The sequence below is a fragment of the Acinetobacter sp. ACNIH3 genome (assembly GCF_002918965.1).
GTDB classification, from domain to species: Bacteria; Pseudomonadota; Gammaproteobacteria; order Pseudomonadales; family Moraxellaceae; genus Acinetobacter; species Acinetobacter schindleri.
On sequence record NZ_PQLP01000022.1, the window covers coordinates 17,530 to 38,013 of the forward strand.

The 20,484-nt window shown below is 42.0% G+C and carries 19 protein-coding genes and 2 pseudogenes; 11 read left to right on the plus strand and 10 right to left on the minus strand.

Features of this window, described 5'->3' with window-relative positions:
* Window positions 1-2 precede the first annotated feature (2 nt).
* Together C3420_RS10110 and C3420_RS10115 are read right to left on the minus strand one after the other, a co-directional pair.
* Window positions 3-1,094, minus strand: a complete 1,092-nt coding sequence (locus tag C3420_RS10110; RefSeq protein ID WP_111810749.1) for a 3-deoxy-7-phosphoheptulonate synthase — start codon at window positions 1,092-1,094, stop codon at window positions 3-5.
* A 127-nt stretch (window positions 1,095-1,221) separates the two neighbouring features.
* Window positions 1,222-2,112, minus strand: coding sequence for a sulfite exporter TauE/SafE family protein (locus C3420_RS10115; protein WP_004809572.1), 891 nt, complete (start codon window positions 2,110-2,112; stop codon window positions 1,222-1,224).
* Window positions 2,113-2,671: 559 nt separating this feature from the next.
* On the opposite strand from C3420_RS10115, the gene lpxB reads away from it, so the two are divergent.
* Window positions 2,672-3,844, plus strand: a complete 1,173-nt coding sequence (gene lpxB, locus C3420_RS10120; protein WP_103800109.1) for a lipid-A-disaccharide synthase — start codon at window positions 2,672-2,674, stop codon at window positions 3,842-3,844.
* 9 nt (window positions 3,845-3,853) lie between these two features.
* On the opposite strand, the gene C3420_RS10125 is transcribed toward lpxB, so the two are convergent.
* Complete coding sequence (locus C3420_RS10125; protein WP_034423948.1) at window positions 3,854-4,789, minus strand: AraC family transcriptional regulator; 936 nt, start codon at window positions 4,787-4,789, stop codon at window positions 3,854-3,856.
* Between the two features lie 178 nt (window positions 4,790-4,967).
* Here C3420_RS10125 and C3420_RS10130 point away from each other — a divergent pair, with 178 nt between their 5' ends.
* Window positions 4,968-6,182, plus strand: a complete 1,215-nt coding sequence (locus tag C3420_RS10130) for an alkane 1-monooxygenase (protein ID WP_103800107.1) — start codon at window positions 4,968-4,970, stop codon at window positions 6,180-6,182.
* 66 nt (window positions 6,183-6,248) lie between these two features.
* Here the strand turns inward: C3420_RS10130 and C3420_RS10135 are convergent, their stop codons facing one another.
* On the minus strand, window positions 6,249-8,036 hold the full coding sequence (locus tag C3420_RS10135; RefSeq protein WP_103800106.1) for an acyl-CoA dehydrogenase: 1,788 nt from the start codon (window positions 8,034-8,036) through the stop codon (window positions 6,249-6,251).
* A gap of 113 nt (window positions 8,037-8,149) precedes the next feature.
* On the opposite strand from C3420_RS10135, the gene C3420_RS10140 reads away from it, so the two are divergent.
* Complete coding sequence (locus C3420_RS10140; RefSeq protein ID WP_103800117.1) at window positions 8,150-9,130, plus strand: GlxA family transcriptional regulator; 981 nt, start codon at window positions 8,150-8,152, stop codon at window positions 9,128-9,130.
* 7 nt (window positions 9,131-9,137) lie between these two features.
* Here C3420_RS10140 and C3420_RS10145 read toward each other — a convergent pair whose 3' ends face one another.
* A complete protein-coding gene (locus C3420_RS10145) occupies window positions 9,138-10,334 on the minus strand; it encodes an MFS transporter (protein ID WP_008307414.1) in 1,197 nt (398 codons plus the stop codon).
* The gene (locus tag C3420_RS10150; RefSeq protein ID WP_227591011.1) at window positions 10,327-10,704 is read right to left on the minus strand and encodes a MarR family transcriptional regulator; all 378 of its coding nucleotides are present in this window, start codon (window positions 10,702-10,704) and stop codon (window positions 10,327-10,329) included. Before C3420_RS10150 ends, C3420_RS10145 begins: the two co-directional genes overlap by 8 nt.
* Window positions 10,705-11,024: 320 nt before the next feature.
* Here C3420_RS10150 and C3420_RS10155 point away from each other — a divergent pair, with 320 nt between their 5' ends.
* Window positions 11,025-11,741: a hypothetical protein gene (locus C3420_RS10155; RefSeq protein WP_228152961.1), complete on the plus strand. Its 717-nt coding sequence runs from the start codon at window positions 11,025-11,027 to the stop codon at window positions 11,739-11,741.
* A gap of 324 nt (window positions 11,742-12,065) precedes the next feature.
* Here the strand turns inward: C3420_RS10155 and C3420_RS10160 are convergent, their stop codons facing one another.
* Together C3420_RS10160 and C3420_RS10165 are read right to left on the minus strand one after the other, a co-directional pair.
* Complete coding sequence (locus C3420_RS10160) at window positions 12,066-12,620, minus strand: thermonuclease family protein (RefSeq protein ID WP_103800104.1); 555 nt, start codon at window positions 12,618-12,620, stop codon at window positions 12,066-12,068.
* Window positions 12,621-12,854: 234 nt separating this feature from the next.
* Complete coding sequence (locus C3420_RS10165; RefSeq protein WP_103800103.1) at window positions 12,855-13,772, minus strand: LysR family transcriptional regulator; 918 nt, start codon at window positions 13,770-13,772, stop codon at window positions 12,855-12,857.
* A gap of 91 nt (window positions 13,773-13,863) precedes the next feature.
* Between C3420_RS10165 and C3420_RS10170 the strand changes: the two genes are divergently transcribed.
* The 5 genes from C3420_RS10170 (at window position 13,864) to C3420_RS10190 (ending at window position 18,270) form a co-directional block, all read left to right on the plus strand.
* Entirely contained in the window at window positions 13,864-15,105 is a 1,242-nt protein-coding gene (locus C3420_RS10170; protein ID WP_103800102.1) for an acyl-CoA dehydrogenase family protein, read from the plus strand.
* Between the two features lie 50 nt (window positions 15,106-15,155).
* Window positions 15,156-16,277, plus strand: coding sequence for a phosphotransferase family protein (locus C3420_RS10175; RefSeq protein WP_103800101.1), 1,122 nt, complete (start codon window positions 15,156-15,158; stop codon window positions 16,275-16,277).
* A complete protein-coding gene (locus C3420_RS10180; protein WP_103800100.1) occupies window positions 16,274-16,972 on the plus strand; it encodes a histidine phosphatase family protein in 699 nt (232 codons plus the stop codon). The genes C3420_RS10175 and C3420_RS10180 overlap by 4 nt, the downstream gene beginning before the upstream one ends.
* Window positions 16,973-17,008: 36 nt before the next feature.
* Window positions 17,009-17,752, plus strand: a complete 744-nt coding sequence (locus C3420_RS10185) for an SDR family oxidoreductase (protein ID WP_103800099.1) — start codon at window positions 17,009-17,011, stop codon at window positions 17,750-17,752.
* Between the two features lie 179 nt (window positions 17,753-17,931).
* Window positions 17,932-18,270, plus strand: a complete 339-nt coding sequence (locus tag C3420_RS10190) for a hypothetical protein (RefSeq protein WP_076753634.1) — start codon at window positions 17,932-17,934, stop codon at window positions 18,268-18,270.
* A gap of 151 nt (window positions 18,271-18,421) precedes the next feature.
* Here C3420_RS10190 and C3420_RS10195 read toward each other — a convergent pair.
* Together C3420_RS10195 and C3420_RS10200 are read right to left on the minus strand one after the other, a co-directional pair.
* Window positions 18,422-18,619: pseudogene (locus tag C3420_RS10195) on the minus strand (DsbA family protein); the annotation flags it as partial.
* Window positions 18,620-18,636: 17 nt separating this feature from the next.
* Window positions 18,637-18,963, minus strand: a pseudogene (locus tag C3420_RS10200) (transposase); the annotation flags it as partial.
* A gap of 111 nt (window positions 18,964-19,074) precedes the next feature.
* Between C3420_RS10200 and C3420_RS10205 the strand changes: the two are divergent.
* A complete protein-coding gene (locus tag C3420_RS10205; protein WP_004809536.1) occupies window positions 19,075-19,785 on the plus strand; it encodes an SGNH/GDSL hydrolase family protein in 711 nt (236 codons plus the stop codon).
* A gap of 35 nt (window positions 19,786-19,820) precedes the next feature.
* A complete protein-coding gene (locus C3420_RS10210) occupies window positions 19,821-20,405 on the plus strand; it encodes a uracil-DNA glycosylase family protein (RefSeq protein WP_103800098.1) in 585 nt (194 codons plus the stop codon).
* Window positions 20,406-20,484 lie beyond the last annotated feature (79 nt).

Genomic DNA, 20,484 nt, shown 5'->3' on the forward strand with positions numbered 1-20,484 from the left:
GCTTAGCGATTCGGTAAAACGTCCTTTAACGCCTCATGCATATCAAGTAATGCCTTTTCAGTCGTTTCCCAGTCGATACAGCCATCAGTCACTGATTTGCCGTATTCCAGATCACAAAGGTTAGCCGGGATATCCTGACGACCACCTTTAAGATGACTTTCTACCATAATACCAACAATTGATTTATTTCCATCAATAATTTGTTCAGTGATGTTTTTTAGCACTAATGGTTGTAAGTACGGGTCTTTATTTGAGTTTGCATGACTGGTGTCAATCATGATTTTGGTACTAACTTTCGCTTTTGCCAAAGCAGTCTCAGCTTCTGCAACAGAACCTGCATCATAGTTCGGTTTGCCATTGCCACCACGAAGTACCACATGAGCATATGGGTTACCAGAAGTACGAATGACTGCAACCTGACCTTGATCGTTCAGACCGAGGAAGCTATGACCGTGTTTCACGGATTGCATGGCATTGGTTGCAACAGTCAGGCCGCCATCAGTACCGTTTTTGAAACCTACTGGTGAAGACAGGCCAGATGACATTTCACGGTGAGTCTGGCTTTCGGTAGTACGTGCACCAATCGCTGACCATGAAATTAAATCCTGATAATACTGTGGTGAGTTTGGATCAAGTGCTTCGGTTGCACATGGCAGACCTTTTTCATTCAGCTCAAGTAAAAGCTTACGGCCAATGCGTAGACCTTTTTCAATATTGAACGAGTCATTCATGTCCGGGTCATTGATCAGACCTTTCCAGCCAATCGTGGTACGTGGTTTTTCAAAATACACACGCATTACTAGATACAGGCTGTCTTTCACTTTTTCGCTCAGCACTTTCAGGCGCTCAGCATATTCTTTGGCAGCTTCAGGGTCATGAATTGAACATGGACCAATCACGACAAAAAGACGTTTATCGTTGCCATCCAGAATATTGCGAATCGTTTCACGACCTTTCAGTACGGTTTGATAAGCATTCTCAGTCAAAGGCAACTCAGTCTTTAATTGTGCTGGAGTTACAAGAGGAATCATGCTTTGGATATTCACATCATCAATATCTGATTGTGAAATAGGATTTGACTGTAGTGTATTCATTGCCGTCACTGGTTCGATCATACAAAAGGTTGTTTAATAGCCCGAATATAACATGAATGATGCGTCACTTTGTTATAAAAAAGATGAATAAATCTTTGAAAAAAAAGTGATGAATCTGAGGTTTAGTTTAAACGGCCTGAGATTTTTCTGCTTCGGTTACCAACTCGGGTTGAGCTGGTTGAGCAGGTTTGGATTTGACTGGATTGAGCATAAAGTTCACACCCAGACAGAACAGGGTAACACCCAGAATTTTACGGATAATTTTCTCAGGCATACGTGAACTGATCAATGTGCCGATCACGATTGCAGGAATAGAACCCACCAGTAACCAGCCTAACAAAGCAAAGTCTACATTACCTGCGCTCATATGGCCCAAGCCTGCGACTAAAGTTAGAAGTACGGCATGCACCACGTCAGAACCGATAATACGAATCATCGGCAAATTCGGGAACATCAGAATCAATGCCATAATACCGAATGCCCCTGCGCCCACTGAAGACAAGGTCACAAAAACACCAAGCACGATTCCCATGATGATAATCAGAGCGCGTTTTTTGCCAGATTTAAAATCGACTTTTTCCAGATCCTGGGTCATATCTGGCAGTTCTTGTTTACGGTATTTATTAAAGAACTTCTCAATTGAAGCGCGGAATACAATAGAAATACCGGTCAGCGTTAGCATAAAACCGAGTACCATGGTGAGTACTGCTTTATAATGGGTAGATTGACTGAGATAGTTCTCAAGTACCCAATGGGTTGCAAATGAGGCAGGAATACTGCCGATCGCCAGCCAGATCACAATGGGCCAGATAATATTCATTTTTTTTGCATGGACAAAAGAACCGCAGAATTTAGAGATTGCGGCATATAGAAGGTCAGTACCGATTGCAATGTGCGGTTCAATCCGGAATAGGCTGATTAAAATAGGGGTCATCAGTGAACCACCGCCGACACCAGTAATCCCTACACAGAAACCAACTAACACACCTGCTAAAATAAACTCAATCGGACCAAACATCTATATATGCCAATATCAAAAAACGAGCATATCTTATGACTATTAAAGATAAGTAGTTGTCTTGATTAATGATTTGCTTATTCCAAAATAAGATAAAGCAAGTGATTAATGAGGTGTTTTATTATCGAAAAAACTGGTCTAAAGGATAAGTCCGGTAAGCTTTCTAAAGAATTTTCTTATAGTTAGGAAATACGAGGAAGATAAATGGAATTGAATTCATGAAATATAATTAATAGTATAAAATTTCTTCTTTATTAAAATAAGCAAATTTATTTGATTTAAAAATAGGCTGGTCGTGATAAGGGAAATTAGAAGTTTGGTAGATCATTCTTTATATCATTTTTCAATTGAGCATATTTGTAGTCATGGTGATCCTGGTCATTCTTATCTAAAGTAAATTCAGAAAATCCCTGTAGTCATCATTATATTTGTAGATATAGCGCTTTAAATTCTTAGATTCATCATTTTTCAACCATTTCATGCAGATCGGGATCAAGTTCAGCCTTAAGTTTTTCGTCTTATGCTAATATGCTGACAGCAATTCTCTGAGGATCACATCTTGCAAAAACGGAAGCTTAAAATTGGAATCGTCGTGGGTGAAGTATCGGGAGATACCTTAGGTGCCAGTCTGATTCGTCGTTTTCGTGAGCAGGGTATTGATGCTGAATTTGAGGGCATTGGTGGTCCACAGATGATGGCAGAAGGTTTTAAAAGCTATTATCCAATGGATATTCTGTCAGTGATGGGTATTGTCGAAGTCTTAAAAGATATCCGTAAGCTGTTTGCTGTACGTGATGGACTGGTGGAGGCCTGGACGAAAGACCCAGTCGATGTATTTATCGGCATTGATGCACCAGACTTTAACCTGCGTTTATCCAAGAGTATCAAGCAACGACAGTTGCCGATCAAAACCGTTCAGTATGTCAGTCCTTCTGTCTGGGCGTGGCGTCAGGGACGTGTACATGGCATTAAAGCCAGTATCGATCTGGTACTGTGTTTGTTTCCATTTGAAAAAGTCTTTTATCAAAAATGGCAGGTACCCGCTGCATTTGTCGGTCATCCATTAGCGAGTCAATTGCCGATACAGAATCCACTGGCTGAAGCAAAGCAGGAGCTGGGACTCGATCCTGCCCAGAAATATATTGCCTTGCTGCCAGGCAGCCGCCGTGGAGAAATTGAACGTCTTGGGCCATTGGTGCTGGATACTGCACAAATTTTGCAACAAAAACATCCTGAATATATCTTCCTGGTTCCTGCCATCAATGATGCACGTAAGCAGCAAATTCAAGCCTTGCTGCAAACTTATCCAGAAAGCTTACAGACCCGAATTCGTCTGATGGAAAATACCGGTAGCGATTCTAAAATCGGTCGTCAGGTCATGAATGCAGCAGATATCGTCGCTTTGGCATCGGGAACAGCAACTCTGGAAGCAATGTTGTTACATCGTCCAATGGTGACTTTCTATAAATTACATTGGCTGACTTATCGTATTGTTAAACTTCTGGTGAAAATTCAGTACTATTCATTGCCAAATATTATTGCGGGCAAGAAAGTGATTCAGGAGCTGATTCAATCTGAAGCAACCCCCGAGAATCTTGCTGCCGAAATTGAAGCATTAATGAATATTGAAGCAGCACAGATTCAGGCGATGCAGCATCTGACCATGCATAAGCAACTACTTTCAGGGAATAGTGAAGATCCTGTGACTGCCATTTTAGAACTGGTAAAATAATCTTCTCAGCTATTGTTGACCCTGATGCTGCTGACGATACTGGCTCGGAGTCAGTTCAAACTGCTTTTTAAAACTCTGACTAAATGCAGTTTCTGAAGAATAACCTACGCGATGCGCAATCTGTTGTACGGTCATTAAGCCATCTCTTAAATAACGTGCTGCCAGACGCATCCTGTGCTGTTGCAGATAAGCCAAAGGCGTTTCACCGACCACTTGTGTAAACAATTGTGCAAATTTGGAACGTGACATATGGCATTGTTCAGCCAGACTTTCAACGGTCCAGCTCTGTTCTGGCTGGCCATGAATGGCAGCTAAGGCACTGGAAAGTTCAGGATGGCTTAAGGCATTTAACCAGCTGGAGGCATGCCGGGCATTCAAAATATAATCCCGCACACATTCAATAAGTAAAATACTGACCAGATGATCGAGAATACGGTCACGGCCCGGACGTGTATTCTGGGTTTCTAAAGCCAGGAACTGTAATCCGATCTGTAACCATTCCGGGGCTGAATCACTCAAAATATGCTGGATATGCAGATAATCCGGCAAAGAGGTAATTAGCGGTCGCGCCATCTGGATATCCATTTTTGAACGAATCGCCAGAATAAAGTTGCGTTGTGGCTGGACCTGACCGAAATCAATACTTTGCTGTGAATGCGAAGCAAAGAAGCTGTTAATGGGACTACTTTGTGTTAGTTCTTGATCATTTGGACAATGCAGCTGGTGCGCTTTGGCAGATGGAAGCAGAATCAGATCACCCTGCTGTAAGACAATGACATGGTCTGAATCTTCAAAGCTGAGCTGTGCCTGTCCATGCAAAATCACATAGGCCAGCATGGACGGTTCATGTCTGTATAACAGTCGATAAGGATGATGAACATTCAGATAGATATATTCTGATTTGGCTAAATGTATGTCATCAAAAATTTTACTAAGCGCATCCATGCGTGTTCTATTCTGAATTAAAAAGGTATTTTTAATTAAGTCTGCATGTGAATTGAGGTCAGAAATCGGCTGATCAGGACAAAGACGCTGACATAGCTTTTCTGGACGCTGACAACTGTGCACATGCGCTGAATTATTTAACTATAAGGGCAGGGTAACATAAAACAGGAGGGTCGCAATGAATGCCCCTGCAAAAATCACAAATATTCACCTGGAGCAGGACGCTCAGTTGCTGAAGGGCCGCCAGCTAGATAAAAAACGTTTCGGATGGCTGTTGAGTCCCGGTCTGCCAGTCATCGGTATGGGTATTTTGGCCGGCTACCATTTTGGACCGAAAGCCACCAAGAAAGTTTTTGCCTTGGGTGGTCCATTATTACTGCATGTCATCATTCCGACACTAGATGCTCTGATTGGTGAAGATGAAAATAATCCCAGCGATGATCAGATCAAAGCTTTAATCAAAGATCCTTATTATGACCGTATCGTAAAATTGTTTATTCCTTTGCAAATGGCTGCTAATGCTTTTGCAGGCTATGTGGTATCACGCCCCAATGTCTCATTGACCGATCAGGTTCTACTCGGGATCTCGATGGGTGCAATTAATGGAGTCGGTGTAAACACCGCCCATGAACTGAGTCACCGCCCGAATAAATCTGATCACTACTGGTCACATGCCAGCCTGATGCCATTGGCTTATAACCATTTCCGGATTGAACATCCTTATGGACATCATAAACGGGTCGCGACGCCTGAAGACCCTGCCTCATCAAAAATGGGGGAGTCATTTTACAAATTCTGGCCACGTACGGTATTTGGTGGACTTAAATCTGCAATTGAAATTGAAAAACGCCGTTTACAGCGTAAAGGCTTGAGTTTCTTTAGCAAGGAAAATGAATTGTTTCATGGCTGGGGGATGAGTGCTGCTTATCATGCCTTGATGCTGAAAACCTTTGGCAAGAAGATTATTCCATATACGTTAACACAGGCATTTTATGGCATCAGCCTGTTTGAAATTGTCAATTATATTGAACATTATGGTTTGAAGCGTGCTGAAACTGAGAAAGGTAAATACGAGCGTACTTTGCCTGAACACAGCTGGAACAATAACAATATTGTTACCAACCTGTTTCTGTATCAGTTACAACGCCATTCTGATCATCATGCGTTCCCAAGCCGGCCGTTTCAGGCATTGCGCAATTTTGAGGAAGCACCTGTCTTGCCAAGCGGTTATGCGACCATGCTGATTCCAGCTTTGATACCACCATTGTGGTATAAAATGATGGATAAGCGTGTGTATCAACATTATCAAGGCGACCTGAACAAAGCCAATATCTTGCCTGCTAAACGCAAGCAGATTTTCAGAAAATTTGGCATACAAGATAATGCAGCTTAACTATTTCCAGTTTTGAATAAAAAATGCGCCTTTCAGGGCGCATTTTTTATTCATTTTCGTTAAATCTTAAAACCATTCTGGCTGCATATTCAGGCAGGTATCATCAAAGTTCATCAGTAATTGTGCCTGATGTTCAACTTCAGGCAGTTCCCAGCGGATAAAGTATTGAGCTGCCTGCATTTTTCCTGTCAGGAATTGTTGATCTTCCGCATAGTCAGACGAGGCAAATTTTAACTGTGCCTGATTCGCCATTTCCAGCCATAACCAGGCAATAATAGTTTTACCCATCATATCCAGATATAAACCTGAATTCGCCAATGCTGCCTCAACTCGGCCTTGATGCAAAGCCTGACCTAAAACCTGCGTGGTTTTTTGCACAGTCGCAAGATGCTTTTTAAAAGTTTCTGCCAGTTCAGCTAACTTATGATCCTGAATCTCGGATAAAGTTTTCTGGATACGCTGCATGAGCAGGCTTAAACCTTTACCGTTGTGTTGCCACAGTTTACGACCGAGTAGATCTAGAGACTGAATGCCATAAGTGCCTTCATGGATTGGATTCAGACGGTTGTCCCGGTAGCACTGTTCAATCGGATATTCACGGGTATAACCTGCACCACCCAAGACCTGAATCGCCAGGTCATTGGCTTTGGGGCCATAGGCAGAAGGGAAGGATTTGACCACTGGTGTAATCAGATCCAGCAAAATAGCACTCTCTTCATCCTGAGCTGCCTGATGTTCATCAATCAGGCGGGCTGCAAACAGACACAGTGCCAGTGATGCTTCAACATAGGACTTCTGGGTCAACAGCATACGTTTAACATCGCTATGCTCAATGATATTCACTGGTTTACTATTTGGATCTTTATCGGCTACCGGACGTCCTTGTGGACGGTTTTTGGCATAATTCAGAGACTCCAGATAACCACGATAGCCAATCATTGCCGCACCAAGTCCCACACCGACACGTGCTTCATTCATCATCTTGAACATATATTTTAAACCATGACCTGCTTCACCAAGTAAATAGCCTAAGCAATTGTCATTTTCCCCAAAGCTCAGCACCGTCGAGGTAGTCCCGCGATAGCCCATTTTATGCAGTAGGCCGGCCAATTGAACATCATTAGACTCATCAAGTGAACCATCGGCACGGGTCTTGAATTTTGGCACAATAAACAGGGAAATACCCTTCACGCCTTGAGGTGCATCCTGAATCCGGGCAAGCACAAGATGCACAATATTTTCAGTAATGTCCTGGTCACCCCCAGAGATAAACATCTTTTGACCTTTAATCCGATAGGATCCATCTGCCTGAGGGATGGCCTTCGTAGTCAGATCACCAAGGGATGAACCGACATCCGGTTCTGTCAGTGCCATGGTGCCAGAAAAACGGCCGCTGAACATATGGGGTACAAATGTGTGTTTCTGTTCCTCAGTGCCGAAAGCCTGAATCACATTGGCTGCGGCAGCGGTCAAGAAAGAATAAGCTACCGTTGATGGATTGGCAGACATAAAAAAGGCATTACACGCCATATTGACCAGAATCGGTAACTGCATACCACCGGCATTATAATCATGTTGAGCGCAGAGTAATCCGGCATCGGAAAACTGTTTCCATGCAGTTTTGACTTCAGCAATGGTTTCGACTTTTTTGCCGTCAAAAGTTGGTTCGTGCTGATCTGCTTTGGCATTGTGCGGCGCAAAATAATCGGTAGCGATGCCTTTGGCCGTATCTAAAATACTGTCAAAGGTGGTTTTATCATGTTCCTGATAACGTTCAAGCTCGGTCAGCTGTTCCAGTTTAAAAACGTCATACAGCAGGAAATTCAAGTCTTTGTCATTGATAAGTTGAGTCATACTTAGTTTTAAATCGAGTATTCATATGATGTGTTTAAGACTAGTAGTTGCTTTTATTTTTTAGAATTGTCAATAATGACACTTAAGATGTGAAAAGTGACAATGATATTCAGATGAAAAAGGTGGTGGTTTTAGGTTTTGATGGGGCTTTAGCATCGGCTATTACTGGAGTCGTGGATTTATTTGCCATGGCGGGCGTGAGCTGGAACCGGATTCAGCAGCAGGAAATTCATCGTCTGTTTCAGGTAGAAATTGCCAGTGCCCAAGGGCAGGCGATCCGTTGTATTAATGGGATATTGATCCAGGCACATTTAGCTTATGCAGATATCAAGGATGTAGATATTGCCATTGTCCCTACGATTGCTGGGCCGATTATCGAAACCTTGCAACAGAATCCGGAACTGATCCGTTATTTAAAAGAAGCAGACCGGCAGCAGAAAGTGATTGCAGGAAACTGTACGGGGAATTTCTTTTTGGCTGAAGCCGGTATTTTGAATGATCGCCAGGCGACCACGCATTGGGGCTTTCAGGATATGTTTCAGACTCTTTACCCTAAAGTAAAGCTTCATGCCGATCAGCTGATTAGCCGGGATCAGCATATCTACTGTGCAGGTGGTGGCCTGGCCTGGTTTGACTTAGGACTGCACCTGATTGAACGCTACTATGGTTTTGAGCTGGCGATGCAGTCAGCCAAATCCTTTGTGATTGATTACCGGCGTGACAGCCAGCTGTCTTATTCCTTACTAAAAATTGGCAAGCCGCATCATGATGAGCTGGTACAAAAAGTACAGGATTGGCTGGAACAGCATTTTCATGAAGCACTTAATCTGGAACAACTGGCAACACGTTTTAACCTCACCACACGTACTTTGATTAGACGTTTTAAACAGGCACTGGATGTGCCACCCAATCAGTATCTGCAAGCCCTTCGGATTGAAGCAGCCCGTAAAAGGCTGGAAGAAACTGAACAGGCGGTGGATTTGATCATGCAACATGTCGGTTATCATGATCCAAGCTCTTTCAGGCGATTATTCCATAAAAAAACGGGGTTAACCCCGTTAGAATATCGCCGTCGATTTAGCCGGCGCTTTTAGCATGTCATCAAGTTGCAGCAGCTTTAACTTTACGTCCATGCAGCAGATAATACCAAAGCAGACAGCTGAGTGTAATGACCGCACTATACAAATACAAATGCTGATAACCGATCTGATCCAGAAACTGGCCAATAAAATACGGTCCAAAACCAAGTGCAGCATCAAGAGCAATAAAGAAGGTTGATGTTGCCAGTCCCATACGCTCTATTGTGGTACTTTTTACCGCAATGGTCTGGCAAATGGATTGAATATTGCCATAACCAAAACCTAATAACGCTGCACTAGTGAGGAGCATCCATGAATTATGTGCCTGACTGAGCAAACCAATACCGATTGCCATAATCACAATCGCAGGATACATGATGATGTTTTCGCCTTTACGATCCATCAATGGGCCGGTAAATGGGCGAGAAATCAAAATTGCGGCTGCATACATCAGGAAGAAGAACGAAGCTGCCTGCAAGAGATCAATTTCCTTGGCATACAGGTTAAGAAAAGACAGTACGCCAGAATAACATGCACCAGCAATCAGGATAATAACTGCAATAGGAAAAGCTTTAGGCTCAACAAACTGCGCCAGACGTGAAGTAGGCTGAGCAGACTGCTGCGTACCAGCTTTTGCAGTCAGTTTTACTTTTGAAGTATCAACACCAAAACTGAAGAGCAGACAGGTGAAAGCCACAATAGAAGTAAAAGTAAAAATCACCTTATAGTCATATTGTGACATTAGCCAGATCGCCAGGAATGGACCAACTGCAGTGGCTAGCGTACTACTGGTACTGAAGTAGCCAATGCCTTCAGCACGTCGAGTTGCTGGAATGGTCTGGGCAATGACAGTTCCAATAACAGTCCCTGCGACACCCATCATAAAGCCGTGAGCAAAGCGGATCGCAATCAGATAAGGTACATCTACTGGAATAAAATACAGACCAGAGAACAGGAAAAAGCCCAAGGCTCCAGCAACCAGACTGGCTTTGGCACCCAGATTGGGCAGGAATTTTCCTATCAGCAATCGGCCAACTAAAGTCCCGACCACGAATACACCGGAGATTAACCCTGCTTGTGCAGTAGTGGCATCCAGTTCAGCTAAAGCATAACCAACACTGACAATGACCAGTAGATAGAACACCAGAACCAGCTGGAAGTTCATTGCACTAAGAAAAATAAAATTTTTCGTCCAAAGCTTGGATGGAGCCTCAGTCATGTTGAAGCTCCTTTCTCGCCTGAAGGGAATGCATAAACTCTAAAACAAAAGCATGAGCACGTTTCAGCTCATCTTTATTGAAGTCTTGCAGTAATTCTGCTTCCAAAACATCAATTTTGCCGCAACATTGCTGGAACTGTTGTTCACCCATTTCAGATAGCTGCAGTAATTTCTGGCGTTTATCTGTCATTGGTTGTGATTCAATAAAGTTCATTTCCATCAAAGTATTTAAACGCTTAGTTACAGCAGGTTTTGAAATCCTGAGTTCCTGGGCGATATCCAGTGCTGTACATTGACCATTCATTTTGATAATGACCAGACTTTGCCATAAGGAATAATTTAAGCCGTGTTCAATTAACACAGCATTCATTTCATCCCCGAGCAATCTTGCACAGCGTAATAATGCAAATCTAAAACGGGAGGTAGTATCCATAAGGAATAATGTTAACCTAGTTAACTAAATTTGCTTAATTTACGCTTATAAATATAAAAATTCAAGTGATGTATCAGTTGCTCCGATATGGCTTAACAGATATTTCAAGGAGTAAATGAGCTAATCTGGTGGGAAAAATCTTTGGTTTTCTTTAACATGCAAATCTGGATGCGAGCAGTGGCTAAGGTGAATTTATGCAGGATTTAGACCTAACAACAATTATTAGTGAATGTTTTAAAAGCAGTTCTAATTTAATCATGGATTTACATCAACCAGCAATTACCTTACCTGAACAGCTGATCCACGCAGTTAAAGAGGCAGCACAGACACGCGGATATACTGAAACAATTCATCATGTAATGTTGCTGGATCAATTTGATGCTTCTCGACTGAGTTATGTCTTTAGTCCGCTTATTCTGTCCGTGCTAAAACATAAAACTATCTTTATCGCTCCAGCCAATACTGAACTGCAACAGGTGCTGGGAGAATATTTCCGGGTAGAAGCGCTGAAACTAAACCATACCCAGGCCTTACAGGAAATGGATATTTGCTTTGATTTGGCAACTGATGGTTGTTCCATGCCAGATTTACAGCGCTATGCCGTATTCAAGGCCTTACTTGACCCAAATTGTAAGAGCCTGATTGTCATCGGAAATGAACTGGATGCTGGGTTGAAAATATTACTTGAATCATTCGGTATACAGGTTATCCAGCACAAATTGATGCAACAGCATTTTGATTTAACTGAAATCGAATTTAAAAAACTGTTATGGAAAAGGAAGACAGATTCAGTTGCCGTCACTTGTGAAGAGATCACGTCAGCTAATATTGAATTAGTTACTCAACTTAGCGGAATACAGCATGCCGATGCCGAGCGTCTAATTGATGACTTGATGTATAGCGAGCATCTGTTCGAAAAAGTCTCAGTCTTTGGCGAATTTACCGAAACTATTTATAAGCATCAGCTAAAATAAAAGATAGCGGAAAGGCATGTCCCAGAGTTGCAGTGATTAGATTTTAGATACGCGCGGGTGGCAGGGATGCAACACATTCCCCATCACGACACGACGTCGTAATGGGGAAATAAAAGACTTTTGCCTATTTTGAGTTTTTCCAAAGTATGATTCTGCCTGCACAAAGCCATTTAAACTTTTAAAGAGAAGATAAGGCTGTGCATATATAATTATAAATATATAATAATATCATATATTTAAAAATTATCGAATTGCTCTGATGACCTAATACATAGCCTGATTAAAATTGTGAGACGGCAGTGAGCCAAAGGCTCTTTATTCTGTTCAGGATTTTTTCTGTTTACGGTAAACACTTGGTCGTACCGGATGTGTGCCGCGCCAGAGACCTTTCTTATTTTTCTTGGCATTGCTTTGCAGGCTCATCAGATAGGAGAGGTGTTTCTTGTCACGGATATATTCTTCATAAACCCAAGCCGCACCACGCTTGATCAGTTCTTCATTGACATTTTTACGACGTCGGTAAATGACTCCAACACAGCGTCCATGACGGTCAATATCGGTAATTTGTACACGGACCAGTCTATTCTTGATCATTTTTGCGACCAGCTGCTGGGATTCCTTGCCATAGGCCTGACTGGATTCAGGTGCATCCACATAGGCAAAGCGTAAGCGGGTTTCTGAACGACGGATATTGAAACGATAGCAGGTGAGGGTGTCGCCATCGCTGACGGCCTTAACTCGACACCAGTATTTTTTGCCTTTTTTGAAGGGGCGGAACAGTTCTTGTAAAAACACTACAAGTTTGTGCAGCAAATAATAGGAGAAACATAGAGCCACAAGGCCAAGTACAATTTGCCAAGAAGTTGAGAGATGCAACAAAATTAAAATCCAGAACAAGCGTAGTCAGGTGAAGAAATAGCTGACTTATAAAGTGTTCATTCTAGATCAAAGCCTCACGTCTTAAGGCTTTGTAACTATTCATACGAGGATTTTTTAAGCAAACAAAATAGCCTAAGCAAATAACAAAAAAACCAAGCTGCGATTCTTAGGAATAAACTTTTTAAGGCTCCATAAATAGCCTAAGCATTTTTAAAATTCACTTATAAAAATAGCCTAAGCAAAAATTTTATTAATTTCACTTCGTAAAAATTGATGTCTCTTATTCTCTTGTAAATCCTTATACCAATACATCCCCATATTAATTTTCTGCAGTTTTACAGGGACTTCAAAAATTTTCAGGCTTTTATCAATATGCAAATGATTTAAAACATTTCGAGGAATGGTGAGCATCGCTGAGGGATGCTGCTGCAAAATCTGTAACGCCGTCGAGTAATGCTGACAACGCAGGAAAATTTGCCGGGATAGGTGATTACGGCTTAAATACAGATCTTCAACCAATACCCCAGTCCGGCGCGAAGACACACCAATATGTGGGGAGGCGAGATAACTTTTTTCCGTGACTTGTTGCTGTTGAGTACAGACGACAAACTCATCCTGATCCAGTAATTCAAACTGGATTTTGTCGCCCAAAGGCTGTTCCAGATCGATCACAAAATCAACTTGCTGGGTTGCTAAATCAGAAACAATATTCTTTCGGTCCAGTTTAATACTGACAAACTGAATATCCAGATTAAAACTCTGAAAATGTGCGACCAGTTTTGGCAAGATCATCGGTTCGATTTCATCATGCACAGCAATCTTTAGATTTTGTACCAAGGTGGGCTCAAATTGCTGGTTCTGGATGGAAATATTCTGGATGGTGATGAGAGCATGTTTAATTTCTGAATAAATCTGTTCCGCAAACGGCGTTGGCTGCATTTTACTACCAGTCCGTACAAACAAATCATCCTGCAGATGCTGTCTTAGACGCTGTAAGGCATGACTGGCAGCAGACTGGGTAATTGACAGGATTTGTGCAGCCCGAGAAATACTTTTCTGTTCAAAGACAGCAACAAAAAGTGGATATAAATTAATATCGATCCGATGGAAACTGCGAAGATCAATACTGTTTTTATTATGAATCTGTTGCATATTAAACTATGGAATAAAATCATTTTATTCATAATAGGTTTTAGGTTAAGGTCTTGTAAAGCAGAATAATCATATCCAGAGGAAAGTTGCCATGTTTGAGCTATCAGCACGTGCACAGGACTACGTTGAACGCACCAGAAAATTTATTAGAGATGAGATCGAGCCAATTGAGGCAGATTTCTGGCATCAGGTGCATGAGCTGAATCAGGGTGGTGACTGGACCAAATGGCAATGGCCGGCTGAACTGGAAAATTTAAAAGCCAAAGCCAAAGCAGCAGGGCTATGGAATATGTTCCTGCCTTGTGCTGAATTGGGTCAAGGATTGTCAGTCAATGAATATGCGCATATTGCTGAACTGTCTGGACGTAGCCTGATTGCACCAACGGTATTTAACTGTAATGCTCCAGATAGCGGCAATATGGAAGTATTGTGGCGTTATGGATCTGAACAACAGAAACAGCAATGGCTCATGCCGTTATTAGAGGGAAAAATCCGCTCGGTGTTCTGTATGACTGAACCCGCAGTTGCATCCAGTGATGCCACCAACATGCAGGCAACGGCGGTCATTGAAGGTGATGAAATTGTTCTTAATGGTCGTAAATGGTGGTCCTCTGGTCTGGGTGATCCAAATGCCAAAGTCATTATCTTTATGGCACATACTCCCGATGAAACTAAAGACCGTCATCACCAGCATTCCATGGTTTTAGTTCCAGTTGATACTGCGGGTGTGAAAATCGAGCGTATGTTGCCCGTCTTTGGTGATTATGATGCTCCGCATGGCCACGGCGAAGTTAGTTTTGATAATGTGCGGGTACCGGTATCCAATTTTATTGGGGGCGCTGGCCAGGGCTTTGAAATTGCCCAAGGTCGCTTAGGCCCAGGTCGTATTCATCACTGTATGCGTTGTATTGGCGCAGCAGAAAAATCTCTAGAACTGATGATTGACCGTGGCATGAGCCGCACGGCGTTTGGTAAAGAGATTTTGAAACTGGGTGGCAATCTGGAACGGGTCGCAGAAGCACGGGTTGCGATTGATCAGGCGCGATTATTAACCTTGTATGCTGCCTATAAAATGGATACTTTAGGGAACATGGCGGCTTTGACAGAAATCTCTGCCATTAAAGTCGTGGCACCAAGTGTGCTGGAAAAAGTCGTGGATATGGCAATCCAGATTCATGGTGGCGCTGGTGTTTCACGTGATACACCATTGACCGGATTCTTTGCCCAGGCACGTGCGCTACGTTTGGCAGATGGCCCGGATGAAGTACATAAGGGCATGATTGCAAAATTAGAGTTGGCAAAACGTGGTTATAGTACGCGTCGTAAAAAATAAGTCTTAAGTTTAAAGATATTTAGATAGTAAAAAGATTTTAAGGAAATATTATGGCAGTCATTGATGTCGGTGGAAAAGTTCGTGAGGGTGAAGAACTGGATGTCCGTGCTATAGGAAACTGGCTGATTGAACACGGTGAAAATATTGAGGGTCCTGTTGAAGTCACCCAATATTCTGGTGGTGCGTCGAACTGGACTTATCGCCTGAAATATAGCAATGCCGATTTAATTCTGCGTCGTCCACCTAAAGGCACCAAAGCCAAATCTGCACATGACATGGCGCGTGAATATCATGTACAACGGGCACTGGCTGATCACTATCCAGTTGTTCCGGAAATGTTGTTGCTATGTCAGGATGAATCAGTGATTGGCTGTGATTTCTATGTGATGAAACGCATTGAAGGCATTATTCCACGAGCGAACTTGCCCAAAGAGATGAACTTTAGTGAAGCTCAGGTACGCGAACTTTGTATTAATGTCATTGATAAACTGATCGAGTTGCATCAGGTTCCTTATCACGGTACTGAACTGGAAAATTTAGGCAAAGGTGAGGGTTACTGCCGACGTCAGGTAGAAGGTTGGGATAGCCGTTATGACAAAGCTAAAACGATTAACGTGCCTTCATTTAAATATGTACGTAACTGGCTAAAAGATAATATTCCTGCCGATTCTAAAACCTGTGTGATTCACAATGACTGGCGTTTTGATAATGTTATTCTGGATCCTGACAATCCAACACAGGTGATTGGGGTACTGGACTGGGAAATGGCGACTCTAGGCGATCCACTGATGGACCTGGGTTCTGCCTTAGCCTATTGGGTGGAAGAGACTGACAATGCAATTTTCAAGGCAACCCGCCGTCAGCCGACCAATCTAAAAGGGATGTTTACCCGTAAGGAGGTTGTGGATTACTACCTGGAAAAAACTGGATTACAGCCAGAGAATTGGACCTTCTATGAAGTATTTGGCATTTTCCGTTTAGCGGTAATTGCCCAGCAGATTTATTATCGTTACTACCATAAGCAGACCAATAACCCGGCGTTTAAAGATTTTTGGGTGGTGATTCATGCATTGCATATCCGTGCCTTAAAGCTGATTGGCAAACAAAAGATCGAAGCCAATGATCTTGCCCAGAAGTATATGAATAAATTTAAAGAGTTAATGCCAAAATGACCACCATTTACCTGATTCGACATGGCCAGGCATCTTTTGGAGCAGAAAGCTATGATCAGCTTTCTCCCAACGGTGAACTGCAAGCCAAGTTACTTGGACGTTATTTCGACTCTATTCTTAAAGAAGCACCTGTGGTGATGGCTGGATCAATGCATCGTCATCAGCAAACGGCGCAACTGTGCCTGGATGAGTGTTTTCCTGAAAGTGAATTGATTACCAATCCTGCCTGGAATGAGTTTAATCATACTCAAGTCTTTGCTAGGTATGAGCCGCGATTTAATCAGCCGGAATTATTAAAAGAAGATGTGGCACAACATGCCAATCCTCGAGCGTATTTAAGCAAAATCTTTGAAGGGGCAATTGAACGCTGGACGGGGGGAGATTATCACCATGAATATGAAGAATCCTGGCCAGATTTTAAAAACCGTGTTGAATCTGGATTGCAAGATCTATGCGATGAACTGGCTGAGAAAAGACCGCGCTATGCTGTAGTATTTACTTCGGGTGGCGTTATCTCTGTGGCAGCAGGGAAAATTCTAGGCTTGAGTCCAAGCAAAACTTTTGCCTTAAACTGGGCCATTGCCAATACCAGCATGACGACTTTGCGTTTGGTGGGTAATGAACCGCAGTTACTTAGTCTGAATGAACATCATTTTATTAAGGCAAATCAACCAGAATTACTCACCTGGATCTAAAAGATCTGGAACAAAATGATTTTAAAGGAATAAAAAATGGCTAAAACAATTCTAATTACCGGGGCAAGTTCCGGAATTGGTGCAGGTATGGCACGTGAATTTGCACAAAAAGGTTATAACCTGGCAATCTGTGCGCGTCGTATGGAACGTCTGGAATCTTTAAAGCAGGAACTGGAAAACCAGTACGGGATCAAAGTGAGTGCTAAAACCCTGGATGTGACCAACTATGATCAGGTCTTTGAAGTATTCCGTGCCTTTAAGGAAGAGTTTGGTAGCATTGACCGAATTATCGTGAATGCTGGCGTTGGTGAAGGTCGTCGTATTGGAAAAGGCAACTTTGCTATTAACAAAGCTACGGTGGAAACCAATTTTATTTCTGCCTTAGCCCAGTGTGAAGCTGCAGTGGAGATTTTTCGTGCGCAAAACTCAGGTCATTTGGTCATGATTTCATCCATGAGCGCAATGCGTGGTATGCCAAAACACCTGACCGCTTACGGTGCAAGTAAGGCCGGAGTCGCGCATCTGGCAGAAGGAATTCGTGCAGAGCTGATTGATACACCTATTAAAGTGACGACGATTTTCCCGGGTTATATTCGTACTGAAATTAATGAAGGTGCGAAAAAACTGCCATTTGAGGTAGACGAAAAAACGGGTTCGCGTTTATTGGCTGCTGAAATTGAAAAAGCACCGGTTAAAGCGTATGTACCAAAATGGCCTTGGTTACCGTTGGGCTTGGCTATGAAAGTATTGCCACTAAAACTAGTGAATAAACTAGGATAATTCTTGTTTGTATGATCAAAAAGCTCCTAACGGGGCTTTTTTATTTTTGGAATTGAAGCATTTTGACTTTAAAAATTAAGAAAATAATGTCTGGAAATTATTTTTTATAAATATGATCATACATTATGGTTTAGCATAGCTAAGGGTTGGTGAATATATGTATATGGGCTTATAACCAAATGAAAAAATTAGCTTTTATCATTATTCTGGTATTGACAGCAATGCCATATGCTCAAGCAGCATCTGATGAAGGAAAAAATCCGGATATGACCCGATTGTGTGAGGGAAAAGGACCTCATGTAAAGCTTACGGTTAAAATTGAGGGTCGTACCATAAAAGGCTCATGTCAGATCGGCTTTAAACCTGCTCAAGTAAATGCCTTGGACTATGACGCAATGCGCGCTCCCGCTGTGCAAAATGCATGTAAGGGCAAAGCACGTGGTTCGACTCTTGTCATGAATGTAAATGGTGAACAGATACCGGGTAAATGTGATCTGGTCTTTAAAAGAAATCGTTAAAATATATTTAACGATTTCTTATTTCACTTTGTATAACCGCTATTATATTAAATGGGGATTTTTCTTGAGGAGAATAGATTTATTTTCCCCTAATTTTGAAAATCGATTTCAAAATATTTTCATTAAAAATGAATTAAGCATTTAGCAATATTTAGATAGACAGGCTTTGAATTAAATCTCTTTCAAGCATCCAAATCCGATCTTGCCCCCATAAGGCGGAGTATCCTTCCACATAAAATGATGGAACCCCCCATAAGCCTTTATCTAGTAATTCTTTTCGATTTTCTTCAGCTATGATTTTACAGCTTTCATCATTAAGTGATGCAGTAACTTCCGATACTGAAATACCTGCTCTATCTGCTAAAAATAGCTAATTGCAATATCAATATGTTTTTGTCTTCTGCAGAGGCTGGAATAATCCGGAGCTGTCCAATCTAACCCGCAAAGTTTAATGAGGCTTTGAACAAAACTGGTTGCCATACGTAAAGAGAGTCGAAATAGAGATCTGATCATAAGACAGCATTGAATGGCTGTATCGGAATAAGTTTGATTTCTTCCTTGTTTGCCTTTTGGCTGGGCATACCATTGAGTGCCAGGATCAAACCAAATCGAGATATTTCCTCGATTGATTAAGGCACGATTATAAGAGGACCAATTCATTGTACGATAGATTTTAGGTGTAGGCTTATTCATTCGGAAATTATATTGCTGAATAAGCCTTTAATGATAGGTTTGTGCAACAAAGCCCTCGAAAATTATAAACTGGGGTAAAATTCATCCTATTCTTATGTAAATTAATCTATTATGTTGCTCAAAGCTGCCACGATTGCCTTAATACCTGCTCTAGTCATCCAGGGTAATCGCGTCAAGAAAAAAACGCTACGATTACCAGAACCTGCTGGGGAACGCGAAGGTCTGATTGGGCAGGGGAAACCTTTATCCATCCTGATTGTTGGAGATTCGGCAGCAGCCGGTGTAGGCGTAGATCATCAAGAAGACGCATTAACTGGGGCAATCTTAAGTCAGCTCCAGCAAGATTATCAGATTCGCTGGAAACTTCAGGCGAAAACGGGAGATGCGACTTCCAACGTCATTCGCGTATTAGAAAAAATTCCGGCTGAACACTATGATGTTGTGGTGACTTCAGTCGGTGTAAATGATGTTACCAAGCTGATACCCGCAGATGTGTGGATTAAAAAGCAGCAGAAACTTTATCAGACAATTGAAAGTTGCTTTAGTCCTGAGTTAATTATCGCGGCCGGCGTTCCACCAATGAACATGTTCCCGGCTTTACCAAATCCATTGGCCTGGTTATTTGGTCGTTATGCCAAAGCCATGAACTCTGAGCTGGAGAAATTTGTCAGCAAGAAAGCCAATATGCAGTGGATTGAGTACGATATCAAACAATATCAGGCACTTAATCTGGAAATGGCCAAAGACGGTTTTCACCCGAGTAAAGAAGTTTATACGCTTTGGGGACAGGAAGTTGCTACAAAAATCCGCCAAAAATTTTAGAATAGAATTTCTATATACTAATTTAATGGAATTTTATGTCGGATATTGAAACCCATCCTCTAGAACCTTTCTTACCGGAAAATTCCAAACTTCTGATGATGGGCAGTTTTCCGCCACCAGAAACACGTTGGAAAATGCGTTTCTATTATCCAAATTATCAAAATGATATGTGGCGGATATTTGGTTTAATTTTCTTTCATAATAAAGATTACTTTCTAGATCTTGCCAATAAGAATTTTCAGGAGATGCTGATTCGGGAATTTTTGCTGGAAAAAGGTATTGCGATTTTTGATACGGCGTATCAGATCCGGCGATTGAAAGGGAATGCTTCAGATAAATTTCTGGAAATTGTTACGCCAACTGACCTCAACAAACTGCTTGTTCAGATGCCTTTATGTCATAGCATTATGACCACAGGCGATAAAGCGGCCGAAACCCTGATGCTATCCATGCCTGAAGGCACAGAAAAACCTGCTATCGGGCAGCCGAGTAAAGCACATTTTGCTGGACGCGAACTAAAACTCTATCGAATGCCATCATCATCACGAGCCTATCCATTGGCTTTGGAGAAAAAAGCGGAAGCCTATCGGGAATTGTTTAGAGATGCTGGACTGATTTAGGCTTTAGCGATAAATGTGAATGCGATACTTATACTGTTTACGTTAAATCTATCTTGATTGAAGCACATATTTCATTTTG